This window comes from Chelativorans composti, assembly GCF_039541695.1.
Lineage (GTDB): Bacteria > Pseudomonadota > Alphaproteobacteria > Rhizobiales > Rhizobiaceae > Chelativorans > Chelativorans composti.
This window is the reverse complement of sequence record NZ_BAABGS010000002.1, coordinates 34692-51007: the sequence shown is the minus strand read 5'-3', so window position 1 is coordinate 51007 and position 16316 is coordinate 34692. Positions and strand designations below refer to the sequence as shown.

The 16316-nt window shown below is 63.4% G+C and carries 15 protein-coding genes and 1 pseudogene; 15 read left to right on the top strand and 1 reads right to left on the bottom strand.

Features of this window, described 5'->3' with window-relative positions; all coding sequences use genetic code 11:
* The first annotated feature begins 2 nt into the window (after positions 1-2).
* The 10 genes from tsaB to trmB all read left to right on the top strand — a co-directional run bounded on the left by tsaB (position 3) and on the right by trmB (position 9256).
* Entirely contained in the window at positions 3-683 is a 681-nt protein-coding gene (tsaB, locus tag ABD906_RS00230) for a tRNA (adenosine(37)-N6)-threonylcarbamoyltransferase complex dimerization subunit type 1 TsaB (RefSeq protein ID WP_345097565.1), read from the top strand.
* On the top strand, positions 683-1183 hold the full coding sequence (locus ABD906_RS00225; protein ID WP_345097564.1) for a GNAT family N-acetyltransferase: 501 nt from the start codon (positions 683-685) through the stop codon (positions 1181-1183). The genes tsaB and ABD906_RS00225 overlap by 1 nt, the downstream gene beginning before the upstream one ends.
* A gap of 7 nt (positions 1184-1190) precedes the next feature.
* A complete protein-coding gene (gene olsA / locus ABD906_RS00220; RefSeq protein WP_345097563.1) occupies positions 1191-1976 on the top strand; it encodes a lyso-ornithine lipid O-acyltransferase in 786 nt (261 codons plus the stop codon).
* 111 nt (positions 1977-2087) lie between these two features.
* On the top strand, positions 2088-3512 hold the full coding sequence (miaB, locus tag ABD906_RS00215; RefSeq protein ID WP_378187653.1) for a tRNA (N6-isopentenyl adenosine(37)-C2)-methylthiotransferase MiaB: 1425 nt from the start codon (positions 2088-2090) through the stop codon (positions 3510-3512).
* Between the two features lie 13 nt (positions 3513-3525).
* On the top strand, positions 3526-4566 hold the full coding sequence (locus ABD906_RS00210; RefSeq protein WP_345097562.1) for a PhoH family protein: 1041 nt from the start codon (positions 3526-3528) through the stop codon (positions 4564-4566).
* Positions 4559-5056, top strand: a complete 498-nt coding sequence (gene ybeY / locus ABD906_RS00205) for an rRNA maturation RNase YbeY (RefSeq protein ID WP_345097561.1) — start codon at positions 4559-4561, stop codon at positions 5054-5056. The genes ABD906_RS00210 and ybeY overlap by 8 nt, the downstream gene beginning before the upstream one ends.
* Before the next feature lie 29 nt (positions 5057-5085).
* Positions 5086-6141, top strand: a complete 1056-nt coding sequence (locus ABD906_RS00200; protein WP_378187656.1) for a hemolysin family protein — start codon at positions 5086-5088, stop codon at positions 6139-6141.
* A gap of 464 nt (positions 6142-6605) precedes the next feature.
* Positions 6606-7019, top strand: coding sequence for a helix-turn-helix domain-containing protein (locus ABD906_RS00195; RefSeq protein ID WP_345097559.1), 414 nt, complete (start codon positions 6606-6608; stop codon positions 7017-7019).
* Between the two features lie 143 nt (positions 7020-7162).
* Positions 7163-8440, top strand: a complete 1278-nt coding sequence (gene metK / locus ABD906_RS00190) for a methionine adenosyltransferase (protein WP_345097558.1) — start codon at positions 7163-7165, stop codon at positions 8438-8440.
* Positions 8441-8548: 108 nt separating this feature from the next.
* The gene (gene trmB, locus ABD906_RS00185; protein WP_345097557.1) at positions 8549-9256 is read left to right on the top strand and encodes a tRNA (guanine(46)-N(7))-methyltransferase TrmB; all 708 of its coding nucleotides are present in this window, start codon (positions 8549-8551) and stop codon (positions 9254-9256) included.
* Between the two features lie 155 nt (positions 9257-9411).
* Here the strand turns inward: trmB and ABD906_RS00180 are convergent, their stop codons facing one another.
* Complete coding sequence (locus ABD906_RS00180) at positions 9412-9576, bottom strand: hypothetical protein (protein WP_345097556.1); 165 nt, start codon at positions 9574-9576, stop codon at positions 9412-9414.
* A 337-nt stretch (positions 9577-9913) separates the two neighbouring features.
* Between ABD906_RS00180 and rimP the strand changes: the two genes are divergently transcribed.
* From rimP to rbfA, 5 genes and pseudogenes are all read left to right on the top strand, one after another.
* Positions 9914-10507 (top strand): ribosome maturation factor RimP, encoded by a 594-nt coding sequence (gene rimP, locus ABD906_RS00175; protein WP_345097555.1) that lies wholly within the window; start codon positions 9914-9916, stop codon positions 10505-10507.
* 159 nt (positions 10508-10666) lie between these two features.
* On the top strand, positions 10667-12295 hold the full coding sequence (gene nusA / locus ABD906_RS00170) for a transcription termination factor NusA (RefSeq protein WP_345097554.1): 1629 nt from the start codon (positions 10667-10669) through the stop codon (positions 12293-12295).
* Positions 12296-12332: 37 nt separating this feature from the next.
* Complete coding sequence (locus tag ABD906_RS00165) at positions 12333-12968, top strand: RNA-binding protein (protein WP_345097553.1); 636 nt, start codon at positions 12333-12335, stop codon at positions 12966-12968.
* Positions 12969-12976: 8 nt separating this feature from the next.
* A pseudogene (infB, locus tag ABD906_RS00160) lies at positions 12977-15643 on the top strand (translation initiation factor IF-2); the annotation flags it as partial.
* A gap of 111 nt (positions 15644-15754) precedes the next feature.
* Positions 15755-16153: a 30S ribosome-binding factor RbfA gene (rbfA, locus tag ABD906_RS00155; RefSeq protein ID WP_345097551.1), complete on the top strand. Its 399-nt coding sequence runs from the start codon at positions 15755-15757 to the stop codon at positions 16151-16153.
* Positions 16154-16316 lie beyond the last annotated feature (163 nt).

Below are 16316 nucleotides of genomic sequence, written 5' to 3'. Positions count from 1 at the left end.
GCATGACGATTCTTGCGATCGATACCGCGGCCGCGCTTTGCGCGGCCTGCGTTTTTGACCCGAAGACCCGGCAGGTGCTTGGGCGGGTTTCGCTCGATCTGGAAAAAGGTCATGCGGAGCACGTCATGGCCGTCATTGAACGGGCGCTGTCCGAGGCCGGCCGGACCTACTCCGACGTTGCAAGAATCGGTGTGTCGGTCGGGCCGGGATCCTTCACGGGCGTGCGGGTCGGGGTGGCTGCGGCGCGGGGGCTTGCGCTCGCGCTCAAGGTGCCGGCGGTCGGCGTGACGACACTGGAGGCGCTCGCCGCGGAAACCGCCGAGGCGTGGCCGGGCAGGCCGGTGCTCACGGCCATCAAGGCGGGCATGCAGGTCGCACTGGCGGCTTATGACAGAAATGGCGTCGAGATCGAAGGGCCGCGGCTCGCGAGCCTCGAGGAAGCGGCCGAACAAGCGACCCGGGCAGAAAATCCGGTCCTGGCGGGCGATATGGCGGGCAGGATTGCCCAGGCGATGGCCAGGGATTGCGATTTTGGGCCTTTGCGGGGTACGGCGGATATCCTTTATTTTGCCCGGATCGCGGCGCAGAAGGAGGCCGATGGAGCCATGCCGAAGCCGCTCTATCTGCGACCGCCGGATGCAAAGCCGAGCACGACTTTCGCGGTGCCTTTGAAAGGGCAGTGATGGGGCTGTCATTCTCTTCCTATTTCAAGCGACGCAGCTATGCGGTGCGGCCTCTCTCGCTGGAGGACTGCGAGGCGCTTGCAGCCATCCATGAGGAGGGGTTCTCCCGTCCATGGACGAGCGAGGAGTTCGAGGCCCTGCTGCGGCAGGACACGGTGTTCGGCTATGCCGCGGTTGAGGAGGGCGTGCCCGACGGCCCGTTGTGCGGGTTTGTGCTGGCGCGGCATGTGGCGGGCGAGGGGGAGATCCTCACCATCGTGGTTCCGCGCAAGCTTCGGCGCCGCCGACTCGGCCATACGCTGATGGAGGCGGTGCTGAGACATCTCCACGCGGAGCGGGTGGAAAGCCTGTTTCTCGAAGTGGACGAGACCAATGGGCCCGCGCTGGTGCTCTACCGGCGGCTCGGGTTCCAGCAGGTAGGATTCCGGCCGGCCTATTATGCCAACCCAGGGGCGGCGCCCACAAATGCCCTCGTGATGCGATGGGATCGGACAGGTTGACCAATCCATGATCGGCAAGTTGCGGGTCGCTGGGAAAATTCTGCTTGTTGCCGCCTACACCGGGCCGATGATGCTGGCGCAAAGCATTGCGCTGCGCACGGGCTGGTGGAGCGATCGCTGGATTCCCCAGCTCTGGCACCGGTGTACCCTGAAGGTGATGGGGGTGAGGGTAAGGACCGTGGGCGAGCCCGCGCGGGGTGGACGCGTGATGATGGCGTCCAATCATGTCTCGTGGTCGGACATTCTGGTCCTGGGCTCGATCACGGGCGTTCATTTCATCGCCAAGGCTGAAATCGCAAGCTGGCCGATCATGGGGACGTTCGCCAGGCTGCAGCGGTCGGTGTTCGTCGAGCGCGAGCGGCGCCGGGCCTCGCCCGAACAGGCGAAGGAGATCGCCACGCGCCTGTCGAACGGCGATCCGATGGTGCTGTTCGCGGAGGGCACGACCGGCGACGGTAACCGTGTGCTTCCATTCAAGAGTACGCTGTTCGCCGCTGCCAAGCTCGCCATGAACGACAGCCAGGAGACCGTCATGGTGCAGCCGGTGGCGATCGCCTATCTGGCCCGGCGAGGGTTGCGGCTCGACCGGATGGAGCGGCGCGAGGTGGCCTGGATCGGCGACGAGGATTTCGTGCCGCATCTCCTGCAGGTGCTGAGGAAGGGCGGGCTGGAGGTCGAAGTGGTGTTCGGTGAGCCGATCGAGTTTTCCGCCGACGCGGACCGCAAGGAGATTGCTCGGCTCGCCGAGCAGCGGGTGCGCGACATGCTGGTTTCCACCTTGCGCAAGCCATAGGTGGTGGCGGAGCGGCAGCGACCGGGCTGAAACGCCACAGACGGCAATTTTCTCGCGCCAGGCGGGTGCAAATATTTCCAATCGGCCGCAAAATGGATTAGTTAGGCGCTCATGGAACAGAATATCGCGCTCGAACAACCGATCAGCCCAGCATCTTCGGCGCAGGCGGAGGCTCCCGCCGCGACCAAGAAGGTCTTCATGAAGACCTACGGCTGCCAGATGAACGTCTACGATTCCCAGCTCATGACGGACGCGCTGGCCGCGGACGGCTATCGCCTCACGGACAACATGGAGGAGGCAGATCTCGTTCTGCTGAACACCTGCCATATCCGCGAAAAGGCGGCGGAGAAGGTCTATTCCGAGCTCGGGCGCATCCGCAAGCTCAAGGAAGAGAAGGCGGCCAACGGGCAGGAGCTGCTCATTGGCGTGACCGGCTGCGTGGCGCAGGCGGAAGGTCAGGAGATCATCCGCCGGGCTCCGGCCGTGGATCTCGTGGTAGGGCCGCAGTCCTATCACCGGCTGCCATCCGTGGTGAAGCGGGCGCGGTCCGGCGAGAAGGTCGTCGAGACTGAGTATGCGATCGAGGACAAGTTCGAGCATCTGCCGCAGCCGGAGAAGGCGGCGGTGCGGCACCGCGGTGTGACCGCCTTCCTGACGGTGCAGGAGGGCTGCGACAAGTTCTGCACCTTCTGCGTGGTGCCCTATACGCGCGGCGCGGAAATCTCCCGACCGGTGAGCCAGATCCTCGCGGAAGCCGAGCGGCTCGCCGAGGCGGGCGTGCGCGAGGTGACGCTGCTCGGCCAGAACGTCAATGCCTGGCACGGCGAAGGCCCGGACGGCAAGGAATGGGGCCTGGGCGAGCTCCTGTTCCGGCTCGCGGAAATGCCGGGGCTGGCGCGCCTGCGCTACACCACCAGCCACCCGCGTGACATGACGGATTCGCTGATCGCGGCGCACCGCGACCTGCCGCAGCTGATGCCCTATCTGCATCTGCCGGTGCAGGCGGGTTCGGACCGTATCCTCAAGGCCATGAACCGCCGGCACACGGCGGCGGACTACCTGCGGCTCATTGAACGCATCCGCAAAGCGCGGCCGGACATCGCGATGTCGGGCGATTTCATCGTCGGCTTCCCCGGCGAGACGGACGAGGATTTCGAGGAGACGATGCGGATCGTGCGCGAGGTCAACTATGCGCAGGCCTTCTCGTTCAAGTATTCTCCCCGCCCGGGCACGCCGGGCGCGGCCATGGACAACCATGTCGAGGAGCATGTGAAGGACGAGCGTCTGCAGCGTCTGCAGGCGCTGCTCAACGAGCAGCAGCAGGCCTTCGCCACCAGTCGCGTCGGCCTCGAGATGGACGTCCTGATCGAGAAGCCGGGCCGCCTGCCGGGGCAGGTGGTCGGGCGCTCGCCCTGGTTGCAAGCGGTGGTTATCGACTCGGAACTTGGTGACATCGGTGACATTGTTAGGGTACGAATAGCCAAAGCGGGTCCTCACAGTCTGCTGGCGGAATCCGCTGGGATGGCAAGCTCATGAGGGAGGAGCTCGTTTGAGCAGCCGCACGGACCCAGGTAGCGTTTCTTCCGGTGCTTCGGATATTGCGCATCTCGTTCTGACCTTCGACAGCAACAAGGACGCGGGCGCACTCTATGGTCCCTTCGACGAGAACCTGGCTCGAGTCGAGCAGAAGCTTGGTGTGAGCATTCATTCCAAGGGCAACCAGGTTTCCATCAAGGGCGAGCACACGGCCGCGGAACATGCGCGCCGGGCGCTGGACTATCTTTATGGCCTGGTGAAGGGCGGGGCATCGTTGACGGCTTCGGACGTGGATGGCGCGCTGCGCCTCGTGCAGGCGTCGGACGATCAGCTGAGCCTGCCCACGCTCGAGAACAAGGCGAAGATCGCGGCGGCCCAAATCTCGACGCGCAAGCGCACGATCTACGCCCGGTCCGGCAATCAGGACGCCTATATCCGCGCATTGGAACGGTCCGAGCTCGTGTTCGGCATCGGCCCGGCGGGTACGGGCAAGACGTTCCTCGCGGTTGCCTATGCGGCCATGCTGCTCGAGCGCGGCATGGTGGAGCGCATTGTCCTGTCGCGCCCGGCAGTGGAGGCCGGCGAGCGGCTCGGCTTCCTGCCGGGCGACATGCGGGAGAAGGTCGATCCGTACCTGCGACCGCTCTATGACGCGCTTTATGAAATGATGCCGGCCGACAAGGTGGAGCGGGCGCTCGCTGCGGACGTCATCGAGGTGGCGCCGCTCGCCTTCATGCGCGGGCGGACGCTCGCCAATTCCGTCGTGATCCTCGACGAGGCCCAGAACACGACGCCCATGCAGATGAAGATGTTTCTTACGCGTCTCGGCGAGAACAGCCGGATGATCGTGACGGGAGACCCGAGCCAGATCGACCTGCCGGCAAACATCAAGTCCGGCCTCGTCGAAGCCCTGGAAGTGCTGAAGGAAGTTCCCGGTATCGTAACGGTAAGGTTCAGCGAGAAGGACGTGATCAGGCATCCGCTGGTCGCGGCGATCGTGGACGCCTATGACAGGAAGGATCGCAAACGCGATCAAGACAAGAAGAATGCCTGACAATTCGACTGACGCCACACCGGCAATCGACCTCCAGATCAGCGTGGAGGGCGGCGACTGGCCTTCCGAGGATGCGCTTCAAGATCTCGCACAGAGGGCCATCGAGGCTTCCTTCGCCCAGGTGGGTGACCTCGAGCCCGGACAGACGGTGAGCATCCTGTTCACCGACGACGAGACGATACGGGACCTCAATGCGCGGTTTCGCAACAAGGACAAGTCCACCAACGTGCTGTCGTTCCCCGGGCCCGAAGACGCGCCATTCCCCGGGATTCCGCCACATTTGGGGGATATCGCGCTCGCTTATGAGACGATCGTTCGCGAGGCCCAAGCTGAGGGAAAACCGTTCGAGCATCACCTCACGCACCTGATCGTGCACGGGTTTCTGCACCTCGCAGGCTATGACCACATCGAGCCGGAAGAGGCCGAGGAGATGGAAGGTCTGGAGAGAATAATCCTCCAGGGTCTTGCGATCAGCGACCCTTATGACTAATTTTCAAGTGGTCAACTAACTGAAAGACGATGACAGAGAGTTCTTCCATAGCTGTTGCATCCGCCTCGGGCGGTGATGCAGCAACTCCCTCCGATGGCGAGGGGCAGAGTCGACCGAGACGCTATTCCGACGATGACGTTCCTCGAACGTCGCTCTTGCAGAGGATCGGAGAACTGCTGGGCCTGAGGCGCAGCCATTCCGGCACGGACCTCGTTCGCACCATTGCAAGCGAGCACGGCGAAGTGACGCCTGCCGAACAGGCAATGCTGCAAAACATCCTTCACCTGCGGAAAGTCCGCGTCGAGGACGTGATGGTTCCGCGCGCGGAGATCGAAGCGGTCGAAATCAACACGACGCTGGGCGAGCTGATCCGCGTGTTCGAGCGCTGCGCGCATTCGCGCATGCCCGTCTATGTGGAGTCGCTCGACGATCCGCGCGGCATGGTCCACATCCAGGACGTGCTGGCCTACATCGCCCGCGCCGCCCGGCCGGCCGGCGGTGACGAGAGCGGGCAGGTGCTGCAACTCCAGAACGTTGACCTCAACAAGACTATCGGCGAGCTCGAGCTGATGCGGCCGCTGCTGTTCGTGCCGCCGTCCATGCTGGCGGCCGACCTGATGGCCCGTATGCAGGCGAGCCGCATCCAGATGGCGCTGGTCATTGACGAATACGGCGGAACGGACGGACTCGTCTCGCTGGAAGACATCGTGGAGATGGTTGTCGGCGACATCGAGGACGAGCATGACGAGGACGAGCCGCTGATCGAACAGATCAGCGACGGCGTGTTCGTTGTCGATGCCCGGGCCGAGATCGACGAGGTCGCGGCCGTCATCGGCGGGGACTTCCGCGCCGACGAGCATTCCGAGGAAGTCGACACCATCGGGGGCATGATCTTCAACACGCTGGGCCGCGTGCCGACACGCGGTGAGGTCGTGACCGCCGTCCCGGGCTACGAGTTCCATATCCTGGAAGCGGATCCGCGTCGCGTGAAGCGCGTTCGCATCGTGCGGTCCGCCGACCGACGCAGGCGCCTGCCCAAGGCGCCCAGCCAGCCGGAAGGCCTCAGCAACGCGGATACGATCTGACGGACTGGTACGACCTCATCCCTGGGTTGTACCATTCACATAAGAATACATCCCCAGTTTCGGCCGCCGGGTAGACAATGCCGCCTATCCGGCGGCTTTCGTCATAAGAATACGCTGAGCCCCATCATTTCGCGAACAACACTCTCGACGTAGCGACCTATGGTTGCTATTTTAGTGATGCTAAAATTCCCTATACACGGGATGCGGGCGGTGCCTGCGGCAAGGGAGGACATCTTTGAGAGCGAATCCTGAGGAAATGATGATTATTGATTCTGTTTTGAAACTTAGCTTGCAAAACAAACTTTGTTTATCATCAGGGGATTGTCTGCGCTGAAAATGCTTGCTGTTATTGAGCCGTCGTTATTGGCCTTAACGCAGTCACCTTCCTGGCCTGCACGGTTGTGGTGCAGGATTTCGTAGAGTCCCGGTCGGGATAGTCCCAAACGACTTATGGTATAAACAAAATGGCAAAAAAGAATCCGAATCCTATCGACGTGCATGTGGGCAGTCGGATCCGGCTGCGCCGCAACATGCTCGGACTGAGCCAGGAGCGGTTGGGCGAAAGTCTCGGCATCACGTTCCAGCAAATCCAGAAGTACGAGAAGGGGACAAACAGGGTCGGCGCCAGCCGCCTGCAGGCGATCGCATCGGTGCTCAACACCCCTGTGTCGTTCTTCTTCGAGGGCGCGCCCGAAGGCGTCGATGAGCGCATGCCCAAGGCGGCCGAGGAGGGGACACCCTACGTAGCCGATTTCCTCAACACCTCTGAGGGAATTCAGCTCAATCGCGCGTTTGCGCGGATTTCCGACCCCAAGGTTCGCCGCAAGATTCTCGAACTGGTGAAAGCCCTCGCCGCCGAGCCTTCCTCTGAAGAGTGACGCGGCGCTCACACGGCGGTCACACGGAAGTTGGGGGGCTTCCGCCGTTCTGGCAGTTGACTTTTTCTTGACCTCAAGCTGTTGTGTTGAGTAACAAACTCAAACACACTGTCGGCTGCGTTTTTTCTCAGAGGGGTTAGCCCGTGGCACGCAGGAACTATCTTTTCACCAGCGAATCCGTATCCGAGGGTCATCCAGACAAGGTTTGCGATCGCATTTCCGACGAGATCGTCGATCTCGTTTACCGTGAGGCGAAGAAAGAGGGGATGGACCCCTGGAAGGTTCGGGTCGCCTGCGAAACGCTGGCCACGACAAACCGGGTAATCATCGCAGGTGAGGTCCGCGTTCCCAACAGCCTTCTCAAGAAGGACAAGAGCGGGAACGTCGTCTACGACGAGCGGGGGCATCCGGTCATCAATCCGGCCAAGTTCCGCGCGACGGCGCGCAAGGCTATTCGCGCCATCGGTTATGAACAGCCCGGCTTCCACTGGAAGAAGGTACGGATCGACGTTCTCCTGCACGGCCAGTCGGAGCACATCGCTCAGGGCGTCGACAGCGCTGCCGACCAGCAGGGCCAGGAGGGGGCGGGCGATCAGGGAATCATGTTCGGCTACGCCTGCCGCGAAACGCCTGAACTCATGCCGGCGCCGATCTATTATGCGCACCTCATCCTGCAGCTTCTTTCCGAGGCCCGGAAGAAGGGTGTCGGTGACGTTGCCAAGCTCGGACCGGACGCCAAGAGCCAGGTTACCGTCCGCTACGTGGACGGCAAGCCGGTCGAGGTCACGGAGATCGTGCTGTCGACCCAGCATCTGGACGAGAGCTGGGATAGCAAGAAAGTGCGGGAGGTTGTTGAGCCCTACATCCGCGAGGCCATCGCGAGCGGCGGGCTCAAAATTGCGGACAACTGCCGCTGGTTCATCAATCCGACCGGAAAGTTCGTCATCGGCGGTCCGGATGGCGATGCGGGCCTGACTGGCCGCAAGATCATCGTGGACACCTATGGCGGCGCGGCGCCCCATGGCGGCGGCGCGTTTTCCGGCAAGGACACCACCAAGGTGGACCGCTCGGCGGCCTATGCCGCACGCTATCTCGCCAAGAACGTGGTTGCCGCGGGCCTCGCAGATCGCTGCACGATCCAGCTCTCCTACGCCATTGGCGTGGCGCAGCCGCTGTCGATCTACGTGGATTTGCACGGAACCGGCAAGGTTTCGGAAGAAGCCGTGGAGATGGCTATCCGGCAGGTGATGGACCTGTCGCCGACCGGCATCCGCAGAAAGCTGGACCTCAACCGGCCGATCTATGCCAAGACGGCTGCCTATGGTCACTTCGGCCGCAAGCCGGGCAGGGACGGGTCGTTCTCGTGGGAACGCCTCGATCTGGTGAAGGCCCTGCGCCAGGCAACCGCGCTGGCAGCCTAGCGCGGCCGGGGGTATTGCCCCTTTACCGAATTGCGAAAACAAAAGACTATCGGAGCAGTTCAGGGCGCCTGAACTGCTCCTGAAGAGAGCATTCAAAAAGTGAACGATATGGCCGAAAGCCATCCTGAACGGGCCACGGAGGCCTTCTTTGGCCGCCGTCGCGGCAAGCGACTGCGGCCGAACCAGAGCGAGGCGCTGGGTTCGGTCCTGCCGCAGCTCAAGATCAACTTGCAGGAAAAGGCGCCTGAGAACCTGGGGGTGCTGTTCCGCGATCCGGTGGAACGGTTCTGGCTGGAGATTGGTTTCGGCGGCGGCGAGCATCTGCTCGCCCACCTGGAGCGCAGGCCGGACACAGGCTTCATCGGTGTGGAGCCTTTCGTCAACGGGATGGCAAAGCTGCTGACGGCGCTCGGCGAGCGCGTTCCGGGCAATCTGCGGCTTTATGATGACGACGCCACGCAGCTGCTCGACTGGCTGCCGGATGCGTGTCTGGACGGAATTGACCTGTTCTATCCGGATCCGTGGCCGAAGAAGCGGCACTGGAAGCGGCGCTTCGTCAACCAGACAAACCTGGACCGGTTCGCGCGGGTGCTAAAGCCCGGCGGCACTTTCCGGTTCGCGTCGGACATCGATACGTATGTGAACTGGACGCTGATCCACTGCCGGGATCATGGCGCCTTTGAATGGATCGCCGATAGCGCGGACAGCTGGCGAAAGCCCTATGAGAACTGGCCCGGTACGCGATACGAGGCCAAGGCATTGCGCGAAGGCAGAACGCCTGCCTATCTGACATTCGTGCGCCGTCCCGACCGGTGACGGCTCAATTTCCCTCCCAAGGGCCGTTGCGGCCCTTGCGGGTGGAGGAAATTGGCAATCCGGAGCCTTGCGAAAGCGCGAAGCCTTTGGCTACGGCGGGCCGGTCAAGCTTGAAGCCTGGGGGCCCGGCTCCTGGCAGGAGAATTCAGGGAGCCTTAGTTCCTGTAGGTCTTGATCCCGCTGAACTGGCCGGGGTTGATGCCAAGGCGGACCAGATCACTGGCGCGCGGCATACGGTTCTCGCGTACGGCGTTGGAAACTGCAATGGCGCTGGCTACGGTGTCCAGAAAGCCGCCGACCGTGAAAGCCCTGTTCTTCATCTCGTTCGCTCCTCTGATGGCTGGGTTTTGTGCGATGCACAATCCTTGTGACCTCTATATAGGACGCGTGTCTTGCGTTTAGCAGTGCCGTTTCGGCATCGCATCCATGCAATTGTGCATCGCACAAAATGCTGTCCGCAGGCGGGGCGTCGAGGCGTGCGGTGCGTGTATGTGGTGGGTGGTCGGGCGCCGGGTTGCCAGCGGGGCAAAGTTTGCTTGAAAGCAACTCCCGTTGGCGTTATATAAGGCGCAAATTCTTGGTCGTTATGACGAAGAGTGGGTCCCCCGGGTCCCGCTCTTTTTTGTTAGCCGGCCGTGCAGAAAGGTGCCCATTGCGATGCAGGACGATCGCATCATCAAAGAAACCGGCCTGGAGGCGCGCGTTGCAGCCATCGTTGCGCCGGTCATCAATGCCGTGGGCTACAGGCTCGTGCGAGTCAAGCTGCTCCAGCAGGACGGCCTGACGCTGCAGATCATGGCGGAACGCCCGGACGGAACGATGACGGTGGACGACTGCGAGCAGGTAAGTCTCGCGGTGTCGCCTGCGCTCGACGTGGAGGATCCGATCGAGGGGTCGTATCAGCTCGAGGTGTCGTCGCCCGGCATCGACCGGCCTCTGGTGCGGCGGGACGATTTCGTCAACGCCGTCGGCCACCTTGCGCGCATCGAGACGTCGATCCTTGTGGCCGGCCGCAAGCGTTTCCGCGGCGCGGTGGTTTCCGTTGAGGAAAACGGCATCCGGTTCGAGCGCGACAAGGTTGACGAGGGGGAGGACCCGCTTGTTTCTATCCCCTTCGACGCTATGTCAGCAGCAAAGCTCATTCTGACCGATGCGTTGATCAAGCAGGCGCTCAAGAAGGAAAAGCGCGCGCGGCGCGGGCGCAAGTCCGGCGAGGATGGCGACGAAACGGATGCTGCAACCGAGCACTGACCTGCTTTCGCGGTTCCGGATGGAGCCGGTTCAGCCTTTCCCTGGAACCGCTCCGGTCCGTGGCAGGTGCAGAATGCCGGTCAGGCTTTCAGAGGTATCTCAAACAGGACTTACATGCAGGGCTGGTGACGGCCGGCCTACCCCGAAGGGAGAATAGAAATGGCAGTCAGCGCAAACAGACTTGAGCTTCTTCAGATTGCGGAAGCCGTAGCGCGCGAGAAGTCCATCGACAAGACCATCGTCCTCCAGGCGATGGCAGACGCGATCCAGAAGGCTGCGCGCTCGCGCTATGGCCAGGAGACCAACATCCGCGCCGACATCAACCCGCAGACGGGTGAGATGAAGCTGCAGCGCCTGATGGAGGTGGTCGAGACTGTCGAGGAGCCGGCGCGCCAGATCTCTCTCGAGGAGGCCCGCGGCCGCAATCCCGATGCGCAGATCGGCGATTTCATCGCCGAGCAGCTGCCGCCCATGGACTTCGGCCGTATCGCGGCGCAGTCGGCCAAGCAGGTGATCGTGCAGAAGGTGCGCGAGGCCGAGCGTGACCGGCAGTACGAGGAGTTCAAGGACCGTATCGGCGAGATCGTCAACGGCACGGTGAAGCGCGTCGAATACGGCAACGTCATCGTGGACCTCGGCCGTGGCGAGGGCATCATCCGCCGCGACGAGCTGATCCCGCGCGAGACGTTCAAGTACGGCGACCGCGTGCGCGCCTACATCTATGACGTGCGCCGCGAGCCGCGTGGCCCGCAAATCTTCCTGTCGCGCACCCATCCGCAGTTCATGGCGAAGCTGTTCACGATGGAAGTGCCGGAGATCTACGATGGCATCATCGAGATCAAGTCGGTCGCCCGCGATCCGGGCTCGCGCGCCAAGATCGCCGTGGTGAGCCACGATTCCTCCATCGACCCGGTCGGCGCCTGCGTGGGCATGCGCGGAAGCCGCGTGCAGGCCGTCGTTGCCGAACTGCAGGGCGAGAAGATCGACATCATACCGTGGAACGAGAACCCGGCGACCTTCATCGTCAACGCGCTGCAGCCGGCCGAGGTGTCCAAGGTGGTGCTCGACGAGGATGCCGAGCGCATCGAGGTGGTGGTTCCGAACGACCAGTTGTCGCTCGCCATCGGCCGCCGCGGCCAGAACGTGCGCCTTGCTTCGCAAATCACCGGCTGGGATATCGACATCCTGACCGAAGAAGAGGAATCGCAGCGCCGCCAGAAGGAGTTCACCGAGCGCTCGAAGCTCTTCATGGAAGCTCTCGACGTCGACGAGATGGTCGGCCAGGTGCTTGCCTCCGAGGGCTTTACGAGCATCGAGGAAGTGGCTTATGTCGAGCCGAGCGAGATCTCCTCGATCGACGGTTTCGATGAGGACATCGCCGCCGAGATCCAGACCCGTGCCCGGGAGTTCCTGGAGCGCCAGGAGGCGGAGCTGGACGAGCGCCGCAGGCAGCTGGGCGTCCAGGACGAGCTGCGGGAGATCCCCGGCATGACCACGGCCATGCTGGTGGCTCTCGGCGAGGATGGCGTCAAGACCATCGAGGATTTCGCCGGCTACTCGGCTGACGACCTGATCGGCTGGAAGGAGCGGAAGGACGGCGAGACCAAGGTAATCGAGGGCGTCCTGTCGAAGTTCGATGTGTCCCGCGCCGAAGCCGAGCAGATGATCGTGTTCGCCCGCGTCAAGGCTGGCTGGATTTCCGAGGAAGAGGCCGGTGCGGCCGATGAGGGCGAAGAGGGCTCGTACGACGAGGCCGATGCCGCAGTCGCCGCAGCGTCGGACGAATAAGTGATGGTTCGGGCAGCGTCAGGTCTTGCGAAATCAGATGAACGACCGCACATGTATAGTGACACGGGAAACGCGGGATCCGGACGAAATGATCCGGTTCGTCGCGGGGCCCGACGGTACGGTCGTTCCTGATCTCAAGCACAAGCTGCCCGGACGTGGCTGTTGGGTTGTTGCCGAAAGGCACCTGGTAGAGAAGGCCGCGGCCCGAAACCTGTTTGCAAAAGCGCTGAGAGCGCCGGTTGTCGTGCCGGAGAATTTGGCCGAAATGGTCGATTCTCTCATGGTATCGTCAACTTTGGGCGCTCTTGGTCTTGCGCGAAAGGCCGGAGCCGTGGCATTGGGAGCGACGAAAGTGGATGCTGCCGTGCGCAGCGGTAAAGCAATCGCGGTTGTTCATGCGATTGACGCATCGCCCGACGGAGTCCGCAAGATACTTGCCGCTCGGAAGGCGGTGGCCCATGCCTGCGGACATCGGGTGCCGGCGTTCAAACTTTTTTCCTCCGAGGAAATGAGTTTGGCCATGGGGGCAACAAATGTGATACATGCAGCGGTGCTTGGCCAGGGCGCTGGCGAGGCAGCGCTGAAACGCATGAAGATGCTTGCCGCATATCGGGGCGAAGGTCACGATAATCTGGCGTCGGCCGCGGCGGGAGCCGCAGAGGATAGGGAATGACTGATAGTAAGACTGGTGAAGACAAGACGCTCGGCGTCAATCCGAAGAAGACGCTGACGCTCAAGCGCCCCGAACAGGGAACTGTGCGGCAGAGTTTTTCGCATGGACGCACGAAGGCTGTCGTCGTCGAAACCAAGAAGCGCAAATTTTCGCGCCCCGACGGCAGCCCGGAACCTTCTGCGCCTGCACCCAAGCCGCGTCCTGCCGCTTCGCAGCAGGCGCAGCAGCAGCCGCGCCGCGAGACCCCGCGTCCGCAGCAGCGGACCGGCGTGGTTCTGAACGAGCTGTCGCCGAGCGAGATCGAAGCTCGCCGCCGCGCTCTGCAGGACTCCAAGCTGCGTGAGGCTGAAGAACGCCGCCGCGCCGCCGAGCTTGAAGCCAAGCGCCGCGCCGAAGAGGAAGAGCGCCGCCGCAGGGAGGCCGAGGAATCCGCGCGCCGTCAGGCCGAGGAAGAGGCCCGTCTGAAGGCGGAAGCCGACGCCCGCGCCCGCGCTGAGGAAGAGGCAGCCCGTCGCGCCGCCGCTGCCCCCGCGCAGACGGGGGGTGCCGAGGCGCGCCGTCCGCAGCCGCAGGCTCAGCGCGCCGAGGGTGCCCGACCGGCCGATGCTGGGCGTCGTCCGGCCGGTGGTCCCGTGCGTCCCGCCGAAGAGGCCGCTCCGGCCAAGCCCGCCGCCAAGGTGCCGGGCAAGAAGCTGCTCGACGATGACGACGAGATCGATCCGCGCCGCGGCCCGGCCAAGGAAGCGGTCAGCCGTCCGGTCAAGAAGGGCGTGGAGGACCGCCGTCGCGGCAAGCTCACGCTCAACTCCGCTCTGACGTCGGATGAGGAAGGCGGCCGCAGCCGCTCGCTGTCGGCGATGCGCCGCCGACAGGAGAAGTTTAAGCGCGCCCAGCAGCAGGAGCAGCGCGAGAAGGTCGTCCGCGAGGTCGTCCTGCCCGAGACCATCACGGTTCAGGAGCTGGCCCAGCGCATGGCAGAGCGCGTGGTGGACGTGGTCAAGTACTTCATGAAGCAGGGCCAGATCATCAAGCCCGGCGATGTGATCGACGCCGACACGGCGGAACTCGTGGCTACCGACTTCGGCCACACGGTCAAGCGCGTGTCCGAATCCGATGTGGAGGAAGGCCTGTTCAACATTGAGGACGATCCGTCCACGCTGGTTCCGCGTCCCCCGGTCGTCACGATCATGGGCCACGTCGACCACGGTAAGACGTCGCTGCTCGACGCCCTGCGCCATGCCAATGTGGCCGGGGGCGAGGCTGGCGGCATCACCCAGCATATCGGCGCTTATCAGATCGAGCAGAGCGGCCAGCTCATCACCTTCATCGACACGCCCGGCCACGAGGCCTTCACTGCCATGCGCGCCCGCGGCGCTCAGGTGACGGACATCGCCGTGCTGGTGGTGGCCGCTGACGACAGCGTGATGCCGCAGACGGTCGAATCCATCAACCACGCGAAGGCGGCCGGCGTTCCGATCATCGTGGCGATCAACAAGATCGACAAGCCTCAGGCCGATCCGCAGAAGGTCCGCACGGAGCTCCTCCAGCACGAGGTGTTCGTGGAGTCCATGGGCGGCGATGTCCTCGATGTCGAGGTTTCGGCGCTCAAGAAGATCAACCTGGACAAGCTGCTCGAGGCGATCCTGCTGCAGGCGGAAATTCTGGAGCTGAAGGCCAACCCGAACCGCACGGCCGAAGGCGCCATCGTCGAGGCGAAGCTCGACCGCGGTCGCGGTCCCGTTGCCACGGCGCTGGTGCAGAAGGGCACGCTCCACCCCGGCGACATCATCGTGGCCGGCAACGAGTGGGGCCGCGTGCGCGCACTCATCAACGACCGCGGCCAGCAGATCAAGGCCGCCGGCCCGTCCACGCCGGTGGAGATACTTGGCCTGCAGGGCACGCCGCAGGCGGGCGACCGCTTCGCGGTGGTCGACTCGGAGGCCCGTGCCCGCGAGATTTCCGAGTATCGCACGCGCAAGGCCCGCGAGCGCGCCGTCGCCCGCCAGGCCGGCCAGCGCGGCTCGCTGGAACAGATGATGTCCCAGCTGCAGCGCGCCGGTCTCAAGGAGTTCCCGCTCATCGTCAAGGCGGATGTCCAGGGCTCGGTGGAGGCGATCGTCGCGGCGATCGAGAAGCTCGGCACCGACGAGGTGCGTGCGCGGATCGTGCATTCGGCCGCGGGCGCCATTACCGAGAGCGACGTCTCACTGGCCGAGACGGCAGGGGCGGCGATCATCGGCTTCAACGTCCGCGCCAACAAGCAGGCGCGTGACGCGGCGGAGCGCGCCGGCATCGAAATCCGCTACTACAACATCATCTATGACCTTATTGATGATATCAAGGCGGCGATGTCGGGCCTGCTGACGCCGGAGCGGCGCGAGACCTTCCTCGGCAATGCGGAGATCCTCGAGGTCTTCAACATCACCAAGGTGGGCAAGGTCGCCGGCTGCCGCGTCACCGAAGGCAAGGTCGAGCGTGGCGCAGGTGTCCGCCTCATCCGCGACAACGTCGTCATTCACGAAGGCAAGCTCAAGACCCTCAAGCGCTTCAAGGACGAAGTCTCGGAAGTGCCGGCGGGGCAGGAGTGCGGCATGGCCTTCGAGAATTACGAAGACATCCGCGTGGGCGACATCATCGAGGCGTTCCGCGTCGAGCACATCACCCGCACGCTTTGATGTGTCCAGCCGCCACCGGCAGCGGTGGCGGCCTGCTTCAGGGATAGACTGGTCTGCGTCACGGGTGCCCGTTGGGGCATCCGTGGGCACTGATTTTCAAGAAGATTCGCCATGTCCAACGCTCCTTCACAGCGCCAGCTTCGCGTAGGCGAACAGGTCCGCCATACACTTGCGCAGATCTTTCAGCGTGAGACGCTGCGGGATCCCGCGCTTGAGGGCGTTGTCATTTCCGTTTCGGAAGTGCGGATGTCGCCGGATCTGAAGATCGCCACGGCCTTCGTGTCGCCGCTCGGCGGCGACAAGGAGGCGGTGGTGGCCGCTCTCAACCGCCTGGCCCGCTTCATCCGCGGCCGTGCGGCGGCAGACCTCAAGCAGATGAAATACATGCCGGAGTTCCGGTTCCGCATCGACACCAGCTTCGACAATTTCGCCAAGATCGATCGTCTGCTCCGGTCGCCCGAAGTCTCCAGGGATTTGGGCCAGGATGATGACGAGGGTGAAAAAGAGTAATTTCTCCTGAAGCACCATCTTCCGCAAACATGCCGCCCCGTGCGCTGCCCGGCTCGGGCACCGGGAGGCCATTCGGAAGGTTATCGTGAGGCGGTTCGCGGAAAGCCGGCTGCCGGTTTTCGGGCAGAGCCGCGAAAAAAGACAAACAGGTTGGGGCCGTTCA